Source organism: Niveispirillum sp. GW835-FHT14G11 (assembly GCF_058793615.1).
The window spans coordinates 310209-330055 of sequence record NZ_JBXAFZ010000002.1 but is presented as its reverse complement, the minus strand read 5'-3'; the positions used below and the strand labels follow the sequence as shown (position 1 = coordinate 330055).

General features: G+C 65.8%; 1 protein-coding gene. It reads right to left on the bottom strand.

The genetic code is table 11. From position 1 onward, the window contains the following. Positions 1 to 3 precede the first annotated feature (3 nt). Positions 4 to 19695 (bottom strand): Calx-beta domain-containing protein, encoded by a 19692-nt coding sequence (locus tag AC1Q7F_RS04955; RefSeq protein WP_492504412.1) that lies wholly within the window; start codon positions 19693 to 19695, stop codon positions 4 to 6. Between the last annotated feature and the right edge of the window lie 152 nt (positions 19696 to 19847).

The following is a 19847-nucleotide window of genomic DNA, read 5'->3' as shown; positions in this document are numbered from 1 at the left end:
GGATCATCCCCCGAAGGTGATGTTACCCGTTCCCAGCTTGGCGTTGGAAAACACGCCCAGCAGCTTGATCTCGCCCGATGCGATGCTCTGCTCACCATTGGTCTTGGTCACAACGAAGACCCCGGTGTCCTTCTCATCGCTGGCCAGCACCAGCACGCTGCCCCCGGCCTGCGGGTTGTTCAGCGTGCCGATGGCGGTACGGATGGCGTTCAGGCTGTCATCGGTCAGGCTGCTGGTCGTGGTGGTCAGGCGCACCACCTCGTCCGTGGTCATGTCGATCTGGCCCGATGCGCGGTTAGCCCCTTGCACCACACCATCGCCATTGCGGTCCAGCTGGCTGCGCAGGTTGCCGGCCAGGACCAGGCTGTCCATTGCGGTCTGGAAGTTGGTGATGCGGTCGAAGCCGGTTATGGCCCCTGCCGCCGCACCGTCACCGCCATCGCGATAGACGATCTGGTCGGCGGCGTTGCCGGCGCCCAACGCGATCTGGTCGGCCCCGGCCCCGCCGTCGAAGCGGATGGCCTTGTTGTCGGCCACCGTCACGATGTCGGCACCGGCACCACCGGTCAGGGTCTCAATGGCGCTGACCCGGACGATGCCGCCCTGGCTGCCCAGGCTGATGACATCCTTCGACGCCCCACCGATCAGGGTTTCGATGCCGCTGACCAGCAGGGTGGCCCCACCATTGCCGATGGTGACGATGTCGGTTCCGGCCCCGCCCAGCAGCGTTTCCAGCCCACGCACCAGCAGGCTGTTGCCGCCATCGGCCAGTTGCAGCGCGTCGATGCCGCTGCCGCCCACCAGCACGTCGATGCCCTTGGCCCAGAGCGAGCCGCCGGCGGTGCCGGTGAAGACGAAGTCGGTGCCGGCCCCGCCGATCAGGCTTTCTATGCCTGCGACGGAGATGGTGGCACCGTTGCCAGCCAGGGTGGCCCGGTCGATGCCGGTGCCGCCGATCAGGGTCTCCAGGCCCGTCACGGCGATGTCGTTGCCGCCATTGCCCAGTGTGACGTGATCACGCTGCGCACTGCCGACCAGGCTTTCGATGCCCAGCAGCCACATGGTGCTGGCCCCGCCGCCCAGATAGATCAGGTCGGTGGCGGGCGAACCGGTCAGGCTTTCCAGCATCTGCACATTCATCGTCGATCCGATGGTGCCGGTGCTGGTGATCACTTCGCGCGCCGCACTGCCGATCAGCGTCTCCAGCTGGGTCACCGCCATGGTGGTCCCGGCGGTGCGGGCCAGGGTGATGATGTCCTGGCCGATATTGCCGATGATCGTGGCATAGCGGTCGATGCTGAGCGTGGCGCCCGACGCCGGCAAGCGCAGGACATCGTCCACCGCAGTGATGGTCAGGAGCTTTTCACTGTCAGCCGTGCGGGCATCCAGGTCGGAGGTCTGCACCAGCAAGGTCGCCGTGGTGACGTTCTCCCGCGAGGTGAACAGCAGCGACGCCAGCGTGGCATTGACATCGGCCAGGCTACCGGTGACGCGGATCACCGTATCGCTGACCTGGGTCAGGGTGGCGGCGCCCGCCAGGGTCACCGATACCGTACCGTCGGTCGGCGTCAGGGTGACGGACAGCACGGGGCTGTCGGCGTCGGTGATGCTGATGCCGGCGATGGCGGCGGCCGCCCCGCGCGGGATGGTCACCGCGTCGGGCACGATGGTTTGCGGCGGCTGCAGCACCTCGATGGTGATCAGGTCGCTGTCATTGGGCGTGACCGGGTCATGGTCATCGGTTTCGATGCGCAGGGTGGCGGTCGGCCTGCCCAGCAGGCCGGTGAACTCCACGCTGGCCAGCGACTGCCGGATGGCGGCCGTGGAGCCGGTCAGGATCAAGGCGCCATTGGCCCCTTCCGTCACTGTCACATCGCCGAAGCGGGTGACGCCGACCATGCCGTCGGTGGGCGTCAGGGTGACGGTCAGGCTGGCGCTGTCGGTGTCGGCCACGCCGATGCCGATGATTTCCCCGGCGATGCCGGCCACCAGGGTCGGCTTGACCGGCAGGATATTTTCCGGAGCCACGGCCACGCGCAGGCTGATGGTGCGATCATCGCTGAGCGGCACCGTGCCGTCGCCGGCCACGATGCGCAGCGAACCCGCCGTGCCGCTGCCATCGGGTGTGAAATACAGGCCGGCCAGTGTGGCATTCACGTCGGCCAGCGTACCGGTCAGCGTGACGGCGCCGCTGCCGCGGCTCTGGCTGGCCGGACCGACCAGGGTGATGGCACCGGCGGTGGCGGTCAGGGTGACCGTTACCGTGCCGCTGCGGGCGGCCTGGATGGCGATGCCGCCGACCAGGCTGCTGCGACCCGCCAGCACAGCGGCGGCGTCGGGGACGCTGATGCGCGGGGTGGCCGGATCCTCGTTCAGGATGGTGGCATGGGCCTGGGCGCCCGTGATGTCCATGCCGGCCGACGGGTTGGCAAGGGAGACGGTGAAGCGTTCATCCCCCTCGATATCCTGGTCGCCGCCGACCTGGATGGTGATGGTCTTCGTGGTCTCACCCGCCGCGAAGCTGACCGTTCCCGCCGGCAGGGTGCCGCCGAAATCGGCCGCATCCAGGCCGGAATTGCCGCTGACGCGGTACTCGACGGTGGCCGCGCGCAGGTCGGTGCCGGTGCGGGTGACCTGGAAGGTGAAGGCGGTGACGCCGCTGTCGCCTTCCGCCTTGGCGCTGTCCAGGGCGGTGATCGACAGGCGGGTGGGGATGATGGTCCCCACGCTGGCCCCGGCGATGGCCGCATCCAGATTGGTGCCCGTATAGGCGGCCAGGGCTGCATCCAGATTGCCGGCAATGACGCCGTCGCGCAGGGCAGTGGCGGCACCCGTCTGGGCGATGACCTGCACCTGGGCGATGGCGGTCAAGGCGGCCAGCGGATCGGCGGTGAGGGAGGCGGCCTCCACCTTGGTGTTGCCGGCGGCGATGATGGTCGCGGCGGCAACGGACAGGCCGGTGACCTTGGCGACATCGACACCGGGCAGCCTTGCGGCTGCCCCGCGCAGGATGGCGGCCAGCGTGGCGCTGTCGGTCAGGTCCAGCGTGGACCCGGCGGGCAGGGCGCGGATGCTGTCGGCCAGGGCCGCCAGGATGGCGCGGCCGGCCTGACCGGGGGCCAGCGCGGTGGTGGCCGCGCCCGTCATGACGGCCACGCCTTCGACGATCAGGTTGGCGATCTTCACCGCTTCCGCCTGGGCATCGACAGCACTGGCGACCTGCGTCGGGGAGGCGCCGGCGGCGGTGGCCGCCTGCAGCGGATCGACATTCATCAGATCCAGGCCGGCATCGATGCCCAGAGCGGCCTTCAACTGTGCCGCCGCGGCCAGATTGGCCGCATTGGTCGCCTGGGAACCGGCCAGACCGACGATAGCGCTGGTCAGCGGGTTGATGACCGTGGCGCGGGCCGGTGCCTCATAGACACCGTCGAAGCGCTGGCCGGTGGAGATGTCGGTACCGCCCACCATGATGTAGGGACCGCTGCCGCCAGCGATGGTGTAGTTGCCGGTGGCGTCGGTGACGGAATTCGCCTCGCCCGCATCCAGCACGCCATTGCCATTGGCGTCGGCGAAGACCTGGGCGCCGCTGATATAGCCGTCCACAGTCTTGCCGCGGACGACATTGACCAGCACATCGCCGAAATTCGCCCCCGACAGGCCGAAGCCGGACAAGGCGGCATTGCCCGCCGCATCGCGGATGCCGTCGGCACCGGTGATGGTGCCGGCGACGGAGATGCCGTCGCCATCGATGTCGGCCGCCCCCACCACATAGCGGAAGGTCAGGCTGGTGCCGCCCGACCCGCTGACATAGGTGGCCTGGCGGGCGGCGTCGCCCACCAGCAGGTCCAGCGCCGGGGCGCCGATGACGGTCACCGCCTCGCTGAAGGTCAGAGTGATCTCGACGCTGTCGCCAGGGAAATAGGTGCCGGTGGCCGGGGCCGCCACACCGGTGACCTGCGGCGGCAAGCGGTCGCGGTCATTGTCCAGGATGGTGCCGGACGCCGTGGACGGGTCGTTGATCCGCGGCGGCAGCACCAGGCCGGAGGAGGTCAGGCCGTCCAGGGCGACCGTGAAACTCTCGTCGCCTTCCAGCAGGGCGTCGTCGCGGACCAGGATGGTGATTACCTGGCTGGACTGGCCCGGATTGAAGGTGACAGTGCCCGACGGCAACGTGTCGCCGGCAAAGTCGAACCGGTCGATGCCGTTGCCCGCATCGATGCGCCAGTTGACGCTGACGGTGCCGTCGGTGGCCGCGGTCTGGCCCGCCGTGCGGCTGATGGTGAAGCTGTAGGCGACCATGCCGTCGCCCGTGGGTTCCACCTGCACGGACGGAGTGCCGTCGGTGACCGCGATGGCGATCAGCTGTTCCTCGGCGATGGTGATGTCCACCGCGCTGGCGATGTCGCGCTGTCCGTCGCTGACGGAATAGGTGACGCGGCCGGCCGAACCGGAGAAGCCGGCATCGACGCGGAAGGTCAGGCCCGCCAACTCCACCGCCGTCAGGGTGGCACCGGACGCGACGACGCGGCCGTCGGCATAGAGCAGGGTGCCGTTGCTCGGCAACTCGCCGATGACCACGGACAGGGTATTGCCGTCCGGATCCATAGGCATGTCGATGGACAGGCCGATAGCGCCGGAATTCTTGGCGATCGTCACCTGCTTGGGCGACTGGATGATCGGGTCGTTGTTTTCCCCATCGATGGTGATGGTGACCGTGGCCGTGGCGGTCAGGCCAGCGCGGTCGGCGATGGTGTAGCTGAAGCTGTCCTGGCCCTGGGCGCCGGCCGGCAGGAACCTGAAAGCGCCGTTGGGATCATAGACATAGGTGCCGTCGGCATTGACCTGCACCTTGGCGCCCGATGCCAGGGTGATGGTGGAACCCACGGCCTCGCCGCCATTGACGGCGACGATGGTGCGGGTATCGCCCAGGTCGATGTCGGTGTCGTTATTCAGCAGGCCGGAGCCCGACAGGATGCCGGTCTCGTTGGTGCGACCACTGTCGTTGCCGGCCACGGGGGCTTGATTGACGTCGGCGATGGTCAGGGTAAAGGTCTGCGACGCGGTGGCGCCGGCCCGGTCGGTCGCCGTGACCCGGATGCCCAGTGCGCCGGCATTCTGGAAGCCGGGCGTGCCGCTGAAGCTGCCCGTGGCGGCGTCGAAGGCCAGCCAGGAGGGCAGGGCGCTGCCATCGGACAAGGTCGCGGACAGGGTCCGCGTGTCGCCCGTGTCGGGATCGGTGAAGGCATCGGCCGGCACGGTGAAGGCGACGGCCACGCCCTCGCTCCCCGTCTGGGCAGCGGTGATGCTGCCCACCAGCGGCGCATCGTTCACCGGTGTGGCGGCCAGATTAATGGTGCCGCCCACCGGCGCGTTGCCGGGGATATTGTCGGTGATCAGCAGGAAGACGCTGGTCGACTTGTCGTTGTTGGCGACCGCCACGAAGCTGGCGGAAGACAGGGCGGCGTTGATCTGCGCCATGGTGCCGGTAGCCGTCCACACGCCGGTGGCCGCGTCATAGGAACCACCGCCCTCGATCCGGCCCAGGGCCGGGTTGGCCAGGGTCAGGGTGGCGGTCAGGACCGTGTTGGGGGCCTGGGTGAGGCTGGCGCCGGCCAGCGACACCGCACCGCTATCCTCCACATAAGTCAGGTCCTGCGACAGGCCGGTGGCCGTGATCTGCGTCTGGCCCGTGATGAAGGGGGCACCGGACACAGAACCGGACAGGTTGTTGCCGGCGATGTCGGTGATGCCCGTGCCATTGACCGTCAGGGTGACGGTGCCGCCGCCGGTCAGGCCGGTGGCCGTGACCTCCACCGTGCGCGCATCAATCTGGGTGATGGCGCCGATGCCACCCGTGGCGGTGCCGGTGGCGGTCAGGCCGAAGGCGCCGGCGGTGACATTGCCCACCGCTTCGGAGAAGGTGATGCGCCAGGTGATGCTGGCGGCATTGGTGGCCGGATTGCCCACCAGTTCCACACCCATCACGGACGGCGCCGTGCCATCCAGGGTCACGGTCGTGCCGGTGCTGGGCTCGCTGATCAGGCCGGACAGGCCGGTGGCCGTGGCACTGAACACCACGCTACCCGCCGTGCTGGCATCGACCGTGAAGCTGTAGGCGCCGTTGGCGTCGGCCAACGTGGTCAGGCCGCTGGCGGCCCCACCGATCAGCAGGTTGACGGTGGCACCCGCCTCCGCCGTGCCGGTCAGGAGCAGGCTGCCGGGCTTGGTGATGTTATCGCTGGCCGATGTGCCCAGGTCGCTGCCGGCCGCCAGGGTCGGGGCGGACGGGGCCTTGGTCTGGGCCAGGACGGTAAAGGTGAAGTTCTGCTGGCTGAGGCCGCCCTTGCCGTCGCTGGCCTGAACGGTCACGGTCTGTGCGCCGCTGATGGCGGACGTCCAGGTGACACCTTCATTGATAGAGACCACACCGGTCTTGCCGTCGATGGCCACCAGGCCGCCCGCGTCGTTCAGCAGGCTGTAGGTGACGGGGCTGTTGCCGGGGTCGGTGGCGGCGGCGGTGATACCCACAACCGTGCCCGCCGCGGTCCCGTACCTGACCTGGTTGGCGGCGCTGTCGCTGTCCATCGGGGTGGTGGGCGCGATGTTGGTGACGGCGATGGTGAAGGTCTGGGTGCTGAGGCCGCCCTTGCCGTCGCTGGCCTGAACGGTGACGGCATGGCTGTCGCCCGTCTCGAAATCCAGCTTGGTCGCATCATTGACCGTCACGACACCGGTGGTGGCGTTGATGGCGAAGCGGCCACCGGCATCATCGGTCAGGCTATAGGTGACGGGCGTGGTGCCCGGATCCGTGGCCTTGACGACCAGACCCGTGGCCGTGCCGGCCGCCGCCCCCTCGCTCACCGTATTAATGGCGCTGTCGGTATCGACGGGCGTGGTGGGGGCGAGGTTGGTAACGGCGATGGTGAAGGTCTGGCTGCTGAGCCCGCCCTTGCCGTCACTGGCCTGGACGATGATGGCATGGCTTGCCGCCGCCTCATGATCCAGCTTGGCCGCATCCTTGACCGTCACGATGCCGGTGGTGGCGTCGATGGCGAAGCGGCCGCCGGCGTCGCTGGTCAGGCTGTAGGTGACGGCCGACTTGCCGGGATCTGCGGCCAGCGCGGTGATGCCGACCGCCGTGCCGGCGGCCGCACCCTCCACCACGGCATCGATGGTGCTGTCGCTGTCCGTCGGCGTGGCGGGCGCCGCGTTGGTGACGGCGATGGTGAAGGTCTGCGTGCTGATGCCGGCCTTGCCGGCGGTGATCAGGGCGGTGATGGCATGGCTGGTCGCCGTCTCGAAGTCCAGCTTGCTGCCATCCTTGACCGTGACCACGCCCGTGGCGCTGTCGATCTGGAACCGGCCGCCGGCATCATCGGTGAGGCTGTAGACCAGCGCGCTGGTGCCGGGATGCGTGGCATTGACGGTGACGCCCGTCAGGGCCCCTGTCGCCGCCCCCTCCACCACGCTGTTGGCCGCGGGGTCGGTATCCGTCGGGATGGCCGGCGGCACGTTGGTGACGTTGATTTCCAGCGTCTGGCTGCTGGTCAGGCGCCCGTCGGACACTGACACCGTGATTGAATGGCTGGTTGCCGTGCCATAATCGAGCAGCTTGCCGTCGGCGACGGTGACCAGGCCCGTGTTCCGGTCGATCTGGAACCGGCCGCCGGCATTGTCGGACAGGCTGTAGAACACGGTGCTGACATCGAAGGACGACACATAGCCCACGGCCGTGCCGTTCGCGGCCGCTTCCACCACCGCGGTGAACTGGCCGGTGATGGAGGTCGGCGCGCGGGTGTCAACGAAATGGACGCCGTTACCTGTGGCCGCCGTGGTCAGCACATTGCCGGCCAGATCCTTGATGCCGCCGGCGAGTACATCCAGACGCAGCTGTCCTTCACCCTCGATTTGGTCCAGGTTGACAGTATAGCTGTCACCGCTGCCCGTGACCGACAGCATGTTGTAGGACACGGTGCGGTTATAGCCCGACGCGTCGGTGATGACGAAGTCCGCCAGATCGACACCGGTGACCGCCTCGGAGAACTTGACCTCGAAGGACATCGAGGTGGTTGTCGGCGTGTGGGTGTTGAGGGGTTTGGAAAGGGTAACCGTCGGCTTGACCGTGTCCACTTCGATCAGGGTCGATCCGCTGCTTTCCGTGACATAGAGATTGTCCAGCGTCAGCCCGGCGCGGCCCTGCAGCGTCACCTGCATGCTGCCGATGGTCAGCACGGCGTTGGCGCCGCTGTCGGCGATCGACATCTGGTTCTCGGCATAGACGCTGCCGCTGATGCGCAGATGCTCAGTTTCCGCGATATCCGTCACGGTGTCGCCGTCGCCCACATCGAACAGGTCGATGCCGGTACCGCCGGTCAGCGTGTCATTGCCGGTGCCGCCGATCAGCGTGTCGTTGCCGGCCCCGCCGACCAGAAGATCATTTCCGGCCCCGCCATCCAGGACGGCGTTGATGCTGCCGGCTGCCGTGAACACGCCCTTGTCTTCGGTGGCCAGCGTGACGATGTCGGCGCTGGCGCTGCCAATGACGGTTTCGATCAGCCAAGTGGTGATGGTCGACCCCGTGGACAGGGTGGCGACATCCGTGCCCGCGCCGCCGACCAGAGTTTCGATCTGCGACACCAGCAGGCTGGTACCGTTGCTGCCCATCGAGGTCACGATGTTGGTGGCGTTGTTGCCGACCAGGGTCTCGATCTGCGACACGCTCATGGTGAAGCCCAGCGTGCCATTGGCGCGGATCACGTCGGTGCCGGCGCCGCCGATGATGGCTTCCAATTGCGAAACGGCCATCGTCGTGCCGTTGCTGGCCAGGGCCGCGACGTCGCGGCCCGTATTGCCGGTCAGCGTTTCCAGCAGCGAGACCAGCATGGAGGTGCCGCTGGTGCTGGCGACGGTGACATTTTCGATATAGGAACTGCCGGCCAGCGTTTCCAGCAGTTCCACGGCGACCTTGGAGCCGGCGGTATTGTTCAGCGTGACAACATCATGGCCCACGTCGCCGACGATGGTCTGATAGGCATCGACGCTGACCGTGGCGCCGGCCGACGGCAGGTACAGGATGGTGGCGGGCACGAAGATGGTGACCGTGGTCAGCGCCCCGGCCAGATTGAGGGTCTCCGTGGGGGTGTAGACGGTCTCCAGACCCGATACCAGGATGGTAGCGCCGGTATCGGTGAAGGTGACGACGTCATTGCCGCTGTTGCCGATGACCGTTTCCAGGCCGATGGCGCTGAGGGTGTTGCCGCCGGTGCCGCCGAGATTGACAATGTCCGTCGCGCCGCTGGCGCCGACAACGCTTTCGACATTGGACACGGAAATCAGGGATTCCAGCAATGTCACGGTTACGGTCGTGCTGCCGTCCAGCTCATCCCGGTCGACCGAGGCGGCTTTCAAGACAACCACCTCATTGCCGTCGCCGCCGGTCAGCGTATCGATCAGCGAAAGGGTGAGCGTGCTGCTGCTGGTCGCGGCACTGGTCAGCCGCACGACATCAGTGCCGGTACCACCGGCCAGTTCTTCCACGGATGTGACCGTGATGGTGCTGCCGGAACTGCCGCCCAGGGTCACGGCATCGATGCCGCTGTTGCCTGACAAGGTCTCCAGGTTGGTGACGGTCAGGGTGCCGCTGGCAGACATGATGATGTGATCGGTGCCGGCGCCGGCATCGATCATTTCCATCAGCGATATCGTGACGGTTTCACCGCCACTGCCCAATGTCGCCAAGTCATAGCCCTGGCCGCCGATGAGGGTTTCGACACTGGTGACGGCCACGCTGCTGAGCAGCGTCGGGATGCTATCGACCAGCATGGTGGTGGAAACCAGCGTCACCACATCGATGCCGATGCCGCCGGTGATGGTTTCGACCTGCGACACCATGATCTGGTTGCCGCTGCTGCCCAGCGTCACGCTGTCAACGCCGCTGTTGCCGATCAGCGTTTCGATCTGTGTGACCAGCATGCTGTTGCCGCTGGTGCTGGTCAGGGTGACGGCATCGGTGCCAGACCCGCCCAGCAGCGTTTCCACCCCCAGCAGGGCCAAGGTCAGGCCGGCGGTGCCCGTGCCGGTGACAACGTCGGTGCCGCCGCCGCCGGTCAGGGTTTCCAGCAGGGCGATGGCCATGGTGCCGCTGGCCGCCGCCGTGACGATATCCGTGCCGGCGCCGCCCGTCAGGGTTTCCAGCGCCTGGACCAGCAGCGTGTTGCCGCCGCTGCCCAGGGTGATGTTGTCCAGTCCCGAGCCGCCGGTGATGGTTTCAAAATTGACCAGCGTGGTCTGATTGGTGCCGAACAGGGTGACAGCATCGGTCCCGGCGCTGCCGACAAGGGCTTCCAGCCCGGAAGCCGTGAGGGTATTGCCGCTATCCGCCAGCACGGCGGCAGCGCTGGCATTGTTACCGATCAGCGTTTCGATCAGCGATGCGGTCAGGGTGCTGCCGGCCAGGCTGACAAGGTCGGTGCCGCTGCTGCCGGTCACGGCCTCAAACCCGGTCACGGAGATCGTGTTGCCGACATTCTCCAGAAGGGCGACGTCACGGACGCCATTACCGATCAGGGTTTCGACCAGATATACCGACAGCGTGCCGCCGCCGGTATCCTGGTTCGTGATCACGTCCGTCCCGGCGTTGCCGGTGATGGTCTCGATCCGTGAAACGGCCAAACTGTTGCCGCTGCTCGTCAATATGACCTGATCAGCGTTGGCGCCGCCCGTCAGCGTTTCCAGCGCGCTGATGGTGACGGTTCCGCTGCTGGACAGGGTGATGGCGTCGACACCGCTGCCGCCGGTCAGGGACTCGAACGACGATACCAGCATCGTGGAGCCGGATGTCCCCGTGTTGCTGATGACGTCCGTTCCGCTGGTGCCGATAAGCGTTTCCAGCCGCTCGATGGTCATGGTGCTGGCCGCCGCCAGAGTGACCACGTCAACCCCGTCGCCGGTGCTGATCAGCCGTTCGAGCAGGCTCACGGTCAGTGTATTGCCTGTGCTGTCAAGCACCGCCACATCGGTGCCGATACCCCCGATCAGCGTTTCCATGAGGCGCATGGAAACGGTGCTGCCGGAGGAATTGTAGCTGATGACGTCCACGCCGGCGCCGCCCGACAGCGTTTCGATGCGGTAGATCTGAATGCTGTTGCCGGTATTGGCCAGCGTGACCACATCAAGGCCGCTGCCACCGTTGAGGGTCTCCACGCCGGACACACTGATGGTCGCACCAGAGGCGGCGAACGTGACGATGTCCGTGCCGCTGCCGCCCATCAATGTCTCAAGGCGCGAAACGAGCATTGTATTGCCACCGCTGCCCAGCGTGACCACGTCGGTGATCGACCCGATGGTGCCGACAAGGGACTCAATGTTCTCGGCGTTGATGGTGCTGCCGCCGCTGCCCAGCGTAACGACCTCGGTGCCGCTGTTGCCGATCAGGGATTCGATTGCGTCAACCGACATGGTGCCGCCACTGGTGGTGGTCATCAGCACATCCGTGCCGCTGCCGCCCAGAATCGTCTCCAGCCTGAACAGGGACAGGGTGTTTCCGCTCGATGACAGGCTGATTGATTCGGTGCCGGTATTACCGACCAGCGTTTCCAACGCGTCAATCCACACCGTGTTGCCACCGGTGCGCAGCGTAACCGCGTCCTTATCGCTGCCGCCGGTCAAGGACTCCACCAGACCGACGAAGATGGTGTTGCCCTGGTTGCTGAGCTTGACCGCGTCGGTGCTCGTTCCGCCGATCAAAGTTTCCACCGCCGACACTGTCAGGGTATTGCCGTGGCTGCTTAGACTGACAAAGTCAGTGCCGCTGCTGCCTGTCAGGGTTTCGATGCTGCCGACGACATAGGTGCCGGCGGCCGTTGCCGTCAGCACGTCGATGCCGCTGCTGGTACCCAGCAGTGTCTCGACAGCGCCAAAAGCCAAGGTTCCGCCCAGGCTGCTCAGTATGGCTGCCTGGACGCCGGTAGCGCCCACCAGCGTCTCGACCAGCGATACCTGTGTCGTGGCGCCACCGGTGGCGAAGGTGACCACATCCTTGCCGACACTGCCGGTCAAGCTTTCCAGACTCTGGATGGTGATGCTGTTGCCGCTGTCGGTCAGGGTCACAGCGTCGGTGCCGGTACCGCCAACCAGGCTTTCCACGCCCGCGACCGCCATGGTGGCGCCCTGGCTGGTAAAGCCGACGACATCCTGGCCGCTGCTGGCGATCAGGGTTTCCAGCAGGCCGACGAATACCGTGTTGCCGCTGTCCTTCAGGGTCACCAGGTCGGTGCCACTGGCGCCGATGATGGTTTCGATCTTGGCTATGGTCAGGGTGGAGCCGAGCGTGCCGGTGCCGTTGACGGCATCCGTGCCGGACGACCCGGTCAGCGTCTCGATCAGGGCGACGGCCAATGTCGTGGCCGCGGCCAGGGTCACGTCATCGGTGCCGGCCCCGCCCGTCAGCTGTTCGATCAGCGAGACGGTGGTGGTGGTGCCGGCTGTGGTCAACGAGACATTATCGAGGCCGGAGCCGCCGATCAGCGTTTCGACCCCGATGGCCAGCATGGTCGTATTCTGGCCATCGGCGAAGCGGACGACATCCTGCCCGGTGCCGGCGGTCAAGGTTTCCAGCAAGGCGACGGCAATGGTGTTGCCGGCATTGCCATCCAGCGTGACAATGTCGGTCCCGCTGTCGCCGATCAATGTATCAATGGCGCTGACGGCCAGGGTAACACCGGCAGTGCCGGTGCTGGTCACCACCTCCGTGTTGACACTGCCGGTCAGGGTTTCGATCAGCGCAATGGCGAAGGTGCTGCCGCCCGCGCCGATCGTCAGAATGTCGGTTCCGGCCCCACCCTTCAGCAGCTCAACAGCGGTGGCGGTGATGGTGTTGCCGCCCGTGGCCAGGGTTACCTGATCGCTGCCGCTGCCGCCGGTCAGGACCTCCATCGCCGAGACGGTGATCGTGTTGCCCATGTTCGACAGGGTTACGGAGTCGGTGCCGGCCCCGCCCCGCAGCGTTTCCACGCCGCCCAGGCTGACCGTATTGCCGGACGTGGCAAGGGTCAGGTCGTCGATACCCGTGCCACCGAGCAGGGTTTCAACCTCTTCCACCAGCATGGTGGAACCGGACGTGCCGGTCGTGGTGACAAACTGTTTGCCTGAGCCGCCCAGCAGGGTTTCGATAGCGCTGGACGCAAAGGTGCCGTCACCGACATGGGTCACGACATCCTTGCCGGACCCGCTGATCAGGCTTTCCAGAAGCGAAATGGCGATGGTGTTGCCCGACGCGGCCAGCAGGACCGTGTCGGTGGCCACGCCGCCGACAATCGTTTCCACCAGGGAGACGGCCATCGTGCCTGCTGTGGTGTCCAGCAGGATATGGTCCAGACCGGCGCCGCCATTCAGGCTTTCGATCAAGGAGACCAGCATGGTGGTCCCGGACGGCCCGGTGGTGGAGACCAGATCGGTGCCGCTGGAACCGATCAGGGTCTCCAGCGCCTCCACCGACATGGTGGAGGGGTTGGTGAAGGTGACGATATCGGTGCCGCCGCTGCCGATGACCGTGCGGTAGTTGTAGATATCGTTGCCGCTGGGCAGGTTGATGATCTGGTTGTTGATGACGATCTGACGGCCGTTGGTCAGGTCGGAGCCGCTGACGGTGATGGTGCCGTTGGGCGTATAGACCGTTTCGATCCCCACCACCCAGATTGTGGCTTCCGGATCGGTGAAGGTCGCGACATTGCCGCTGCCGCTGCCGATCAGCGTTTCCATGCCGGAGGCGCTGATCGAAGTGCCGGCGGTCAGGAAGGCCACGTCGGTGCCCGTGCCGCCCACCAGCTTTTCCACCAGGGAGACGGCGGCGGTGTTGCCGCCGGTGCCGAAGACGGCCGCGTCCGTGCCGCTGCCCCCCGTCAGGCTTTCCAGCAGGCTGACGGCGATGGTGTTGCCGGCGGAACCGGCGATGGTGATCTGGTCTTCACCGGCGGTGCCGGTAAACGCCTCGATGCCGTTGACGGTCAGGGTCGTGCCGGCGGAATAGGCGAACAGCTCGTCCTGGCCGGCGCCGCCGGTGATGGTTTCCACGCCCGCGACGAAGAAGGTGTTGCCGCTGTCGCCCAGGGTGACGAGGTCACCACCATTGCCGCCCAGCAGGGTTTCAAGCTGGGAGACGGCCATGGTGACGCCGGCGCTGTCGGCGATACTGACATTATCAAGGCCGATGCCGCCGATGACGGCTTCGATGCCGCTGACGGTCAGCGTGCTGTCATGGCTGGTCAGGTTGATGATGTCGGTGCTGGTGCCGCCGGTCAGCGTACTGAACTGGCCCACCATCATCGTGGTGCCGCCATTGCCCAGCAGGGCCATGTCGGTGCCGAGGCCGATAGCGCCGATCAGGGTTTCCAGGCCGCTGACCGCCAGGGTGCTGCCGGCCGTGCCCGTGTCGGTGATGATGTTCAGTGCGGCATTGCCGATGATGGTGTCCAGCAGTTCCACCGCCATGGTGAAGCCGCCGGTGCCATGGGCGCTGATGATATCGGTGCCGGAACCGCCCAGCAGGCTTTCCACGCCGGCCACCGCCAGGGTCGTGCCGCCGGACAACAGGATCTGGTCGCCGCCCGCGCCGCCGATCAGCGTTTCCAGGTCCTGGACGGTCAGGGTGGTGCCGGTCGTACCGGTGTCGGTGACGACATCCTGGCCGCTGCTGCCCAACAGGGTTTCCAGCAGCTGCGTGGCCAGGGTCGATGCCTGGGTGAAGGTGGCAACATCGTTGCCGCCTTGGCCGATGATGGTCTGATAGGCATCTACGCTGACGGTATTGCCGCCATTGCTGGGCACCGTCAGGATGGCAGTGGGCGGGTTGATGACGACGAAGGTGGTGGCGCCGGCCAGCGCCAGGGTGGCGTTGGCAGTGATGACGGTTTCCAGGCCGCTGACATAGATCGTGCCGGTGGTGTCGCCGAAGGTCACGACCTCGGTGCCCGCACCGCCGATCAGGGTTTCCAGCCCGGTGGCCGTGACCGTGTTGCCGCCGCTACCCAGTTCCACCAGATCAACACCGGTATTGCCGATGATGGTTTCCACCAGCGTGGTGGCAATGGTGTTGCCGCCGGTGCCGGCCAGCACGGCGATGTCGGTACCGGCCCCGCCGGTCAGGCTTTCCACCAGGCTGACGGACAGGGTGGCGGTGGTGCCGCTGGACGTGGCCATTGTCACCGCGTCGGTGCCGATGCTGCCGGTGACGCTGTCGACCTGGGCCACGGTCACGGTGCCGCCGAATCCGCCCAGCGTCACGCTGTCGGCACCGCTGCCACCCGTCACCGTTTCAATGGCGGAGATGGTGATGCTGGCGCCGCTGCTGCCGCCCAGGGTGATGATGTCAGAGCCGGACCCGCCGGTCAGGCTTTCGATCAGCGCCACACTCATGGTGGCGCCGTTGGTGACGGCGATGGTGGCGATGTCGGTGCCCGTACCGCCGGTCAGGCTTTCGATGAAGCCCACGGCCAGCGTGCCGCCGCCGGTGCCCATCGTCACATGGTCGACGGTGCTGCCGCTATCGCCCAGGACGCGTTCGACCGCGCTGACCGTGACGATATTCCCGTCGGTGGTGGCGTTCAGGCGGATGGTGTCGTTGCCGCTATTGCCGACGACATTTTCCACCAGACTGACCAGCAGCGTGTTGTTGCCGGCACCCAGGGCCACGGTGTCGGTGCCGCTGCCGCCCTGCACGCTTTCGATCAGCGAGACGGTCAGGGTATTGGCGCTGGACTGGTCGATGGTCACCAGATCGCTGCCACCGCCGCCGGTGACGCTTTCGACATTGGTGATGGACAAGGTCGCGCCGCTGCCGGCCGACAGCACGGCGAGGTCGTCGCCCGCTCCGCCCACGAGGCTTTCAATCAGGGAGACGGCCAGCGTGGTGCCCAGGCTGCCGACAATGGCGATGTCGGTGCCGCTGCTGCCCGTCAGGCTTTCGATCAGGGTGACGGTGACGGTGTTGCCCGCGGTATCGCTGAGGGTGGCGAGGTCGCTGCCGCTGCCGCCGATCAGGGTTTCAACCTGGGTGAGGGTGACGGTATTGCCGTTGGCCCCCAGCATGGCGAGGTCGCTGCCGGCGCCACCAACCAGGCTTTCCACCTGGGAGACGATCATGGTGCCGCCGGCGCTGCCGACGCTGACCAGATCGTTGCCCGACCCGCCGATGACGCTTTCAACCCCGGTAATGAACAGGCTGTTGCCACCGGAACCCAGGGTGGCAATGTCGGTGCCCGATCCGCCGATCAAGCTTTCGATCAGGGTCACCACCATTGTCGAACCGCCGGGAACGATGGTGACGATGTCGGTGCCGCCGCCGCCGGTCAGGCTTTCCACCAGCGATACGGCGAAAGTGCCGCCGGCGGTTCCGGCCAAGGTGACCTTGTCAAGGCCACCGGCCCCGATGACGCTTTCGACACCCGTGGCCGTCACGGTATTGCCGCTGGTCGAATAGAGCCGCGCCATGTCGGCCCCGGCGCCGCCAATCAGGCTTTCCACCGAACTCACAGCAATGGTGCCGCCCGTGGAGGCGAAGCCCACCACATCTGTACCCCCGGCACCCACAAAGCTCTCGATCAGGGAGACGGTGACGGTTGATCCGACGGTGGACGACACTTTGATGACGTCCGTGCCGCTGTTGCCCAGGACCGTTTCCAGCGCGATGAAGGTCAGGGTCGACCCGGCGCTCTGCAGGATGATCGCCGTATCCTGGCCGGCGCCACCGGTCAGTTGCTCAATGCCGGAAACGGCGATGGTGTCACCGGACGTGCCGGTCAGGAACGCCTGGTCCACGCCGCTGCTGCCGATCAGCGTTTCCAACTGGCTGACGCTGATACTGCCGGCCGCGCTCATGATGGCGACGTCGGTGCCGGCGTCGCCGACCAGGGTTTCGACGAGGCTCAAGGTGATGGTATTGCCGCTGCTTCCCAGGCCGACAATATCCCGGACGCCGGACCCGCCGATGATGGTCTCGAACTGCGAGACCATCATCGTGTTGCCGCCATCGACCAGCTTGACGATATCGTCACTGCTGTTGCCGACCAGGGTCTCGATGCGGGCAGCGAACAGGGTGGCGCCGGTCGCCCCGGTAAAGGTGACGATATCGGTGCCGGACGCACCGCCAATAATGGTTTCGATGGCGGAAACGGCAATGGTGCTGCCGAAGGTGCCCAGCGACAGCGTGTCGTCGCTGCTGCTGCCCGCCACGGCTTCGATGCCGGCGACGCTCAGGGTGTTGGCGTTTGTGCCATCCATCACCAGGGTGTCGTTGCCAGCACCACCGGTGACACTTTCCAGCAGCGAGACGTGGATGGTGCCGCCGGCGGTGCCGGTGTTGGTGATGACATTGGCGCCGGCGGTACCGATGATGGTTTCGACACCGTCGACGGCAATGGTGTAGCCGGACGCGGCCCAGGTGACGACATCATCGCCGCTGGCGCTGCCGATGATCGTTTCCACCGCCGTTAAGGCCATGCTGGTCGTGCCGGCCGCGTAGGCCACAATGTCGGTGCCGACATTGCCGATGTAGGTTTCAACCTGGCCGACCAGCATGGTGCTGCCGACCGTGCCCGTGCGCAGGATCACGTCGGTCTGCGCACTGCCGATCAGGGTTTCCAGCAGCTGGACCGCCAGGGTCGTGCCCTGGGTCTGGGTCAGGGTGACGATGTCGGTGCCGCTATCGCCGATGACGGTTTCATAGGGCAGGATGACGTTGCTGCTGCCGCCGGTGGCCGGCATGTTCAGGACGTTGGTGACGCCGCCGATGACGATGGTCTGGGCGGCACCGGCAAGGGACAGGGTCTGGGAGGCGGTCACCACGGTATCGACGCCGGACACGAAGATCGTGGCGGCGCTGTCGATGAAGGTGATGATGTTGGTGCCGCCGCTGCCGATCAGCGTTTCCACCATGGAGATACTGGTGGTGCTGCCGTCGCTGAGCAGATTGACGATATCCTTGCCGCTGCTGCCGAACAGGGTCGACAACATGCCCGCCGTGATCGTGTTGCCGCTGTCGGCCAGCAGCACGGCGCCGGCGCCGGTGCCGATCAGGGTTTCCACCATCGACACGGCGGTGGTGGAACTGTCGGTGCTCTGTCCCAGCCGTACAATGTCGGCGTAGGCGCTGCCGATCACGGTTTCGACACTCAGCAGGGCAATGTCGGTTGCGGCGGACCGCAACGTCACCACGTCCGTGAGATTTGACCCCGTCAGGGTGCCGATCATATCGACGCTCAGCGTGCTGGCCGCCGTCACCCGGATGAGGTTGCCGGCCATGCCGCCGAGCAGCGTTTCCATGCTGTTGACGACGGCGCTGGTCTGCGCGCTGGTAGCGAAGATGGCGGTGTCATTGCCGGTGCTGCCATTCAGCCTTTCGATGGCACTCACCATCAGGGTGCTGGCATTGGTGAAGGTAACCCAGTCGGTATTGCTGCTGCCAATCACCGTTTCGATACCGTCGATCAGCATCGTGTTGGCTATGCCACTAATGCTCCCCATCGTTACAATGTCGTTGCCCGACGAGCCGACCAGCGTTTCTACCAGGGTGACGGTTGTAGTGCTGCCGCCCGTATTGGTGATGCGGACATAGTCGTTGGCATTGACGATTACCGAACCCGTGATGGATTCGATCAAAGAGATATTGATGGTGTTGCCCGACGAGGAGCCGGGCGCCGACAGCGCGACCGTGTCAAAACCGCTGCTGCCGATCAGTGTTTCGACCAGTGCCACCAGCATCGTACCGTTGCTGGTGGCTGCTACCACGGCTGTGTCACCGATGATCTGGGTGGTCCGCCGTTCCTCGACGGTCACGACATCGCTGCCGCCGCTGCTGCCGATCAGCGTGTCGATATCGGCGATGGTGATCTTGGTATTGATGTCCGCCAAGATAATCGCGTCGCGGGCGCCACTGCCGCCGGCGATATATTCGATACCGGATATCAGCATCGTCATGGCGCCGGTGCGGCGATCGATCGACCCGGACTTGAACCCACCGGTCACGATGTCGTATGAGCTGCCGCCGATCAGCGTATCGACGAACGCCACGCCCAGGGTGTTGCCACCCGATCCCAGCGTGTAGGCATCGTTCTTGCTGCCATTGCCGATCAGAACCTCGGCGCCGATCACCAGGGCGGTATTGCCGCTGACGCTGGAAACGGTGGCGAAGACATCCAGGGCGCCGCCGCCGATGATGGTTTCAACCAGCCCGATGGTGGTGGTGGTGCCGATGGTGGTGGTGGTGACAATCACGTCATTACCGCTGTTGCCCACCAGCGATTCAATGAAACTGATGGCGACGGTGGTGCCGCCGGTATTGGCGAGCGTGATGAAATCGGTGCCGCTCGCCCCACCGATCAAGGTTTCAATGCTGGTAGTATTGATCGTGCCGCCCGTGACGCCCAACGTCAGGACATCCTTGCCGACATTGCCGATCAGGGTTTCAAGCTTGGCGATACCCAGCGTGTTGCCGCTGGTTCCGCCCAGGGTGATGACCTCGGGCGCCTTGAGATTGGTGCCGCCGTAAAGATGGTCGAGGTTGGTGACGGTCATGGTCTGGCCGGTGCTGTTCAGCACCAGGCCCTGCGTGCCGCCAACACCTTTGACGAAGGAATAGACGGTGCCAGTGGAGAGGGTTACGTCCGCGCCACCCGAAAGGGTCAACGTACCGCCAGCAGCCATTTCAGATCCCCACTTCTGATCACCAGCGGGTTCCCCCGCAGTATTAACCTGTTTACCCTGGCCATTAGATATACATGCTCAGGGTCTACCTCATGCTGATGTATTACATGAATATGGGGCAGTGATAAATCCAAAAGCGGTGCCAGGGGGTG

Coding starts and splice junctions, on each gene's coding strand:
- AC1Q7F_RS04955 (WP_492504412.1), bottom strand. CDS start 19,695: ATGGCTGCTGGCGGTACGTTGACCCTTTCGGGTGGCGCGGACGTAACC.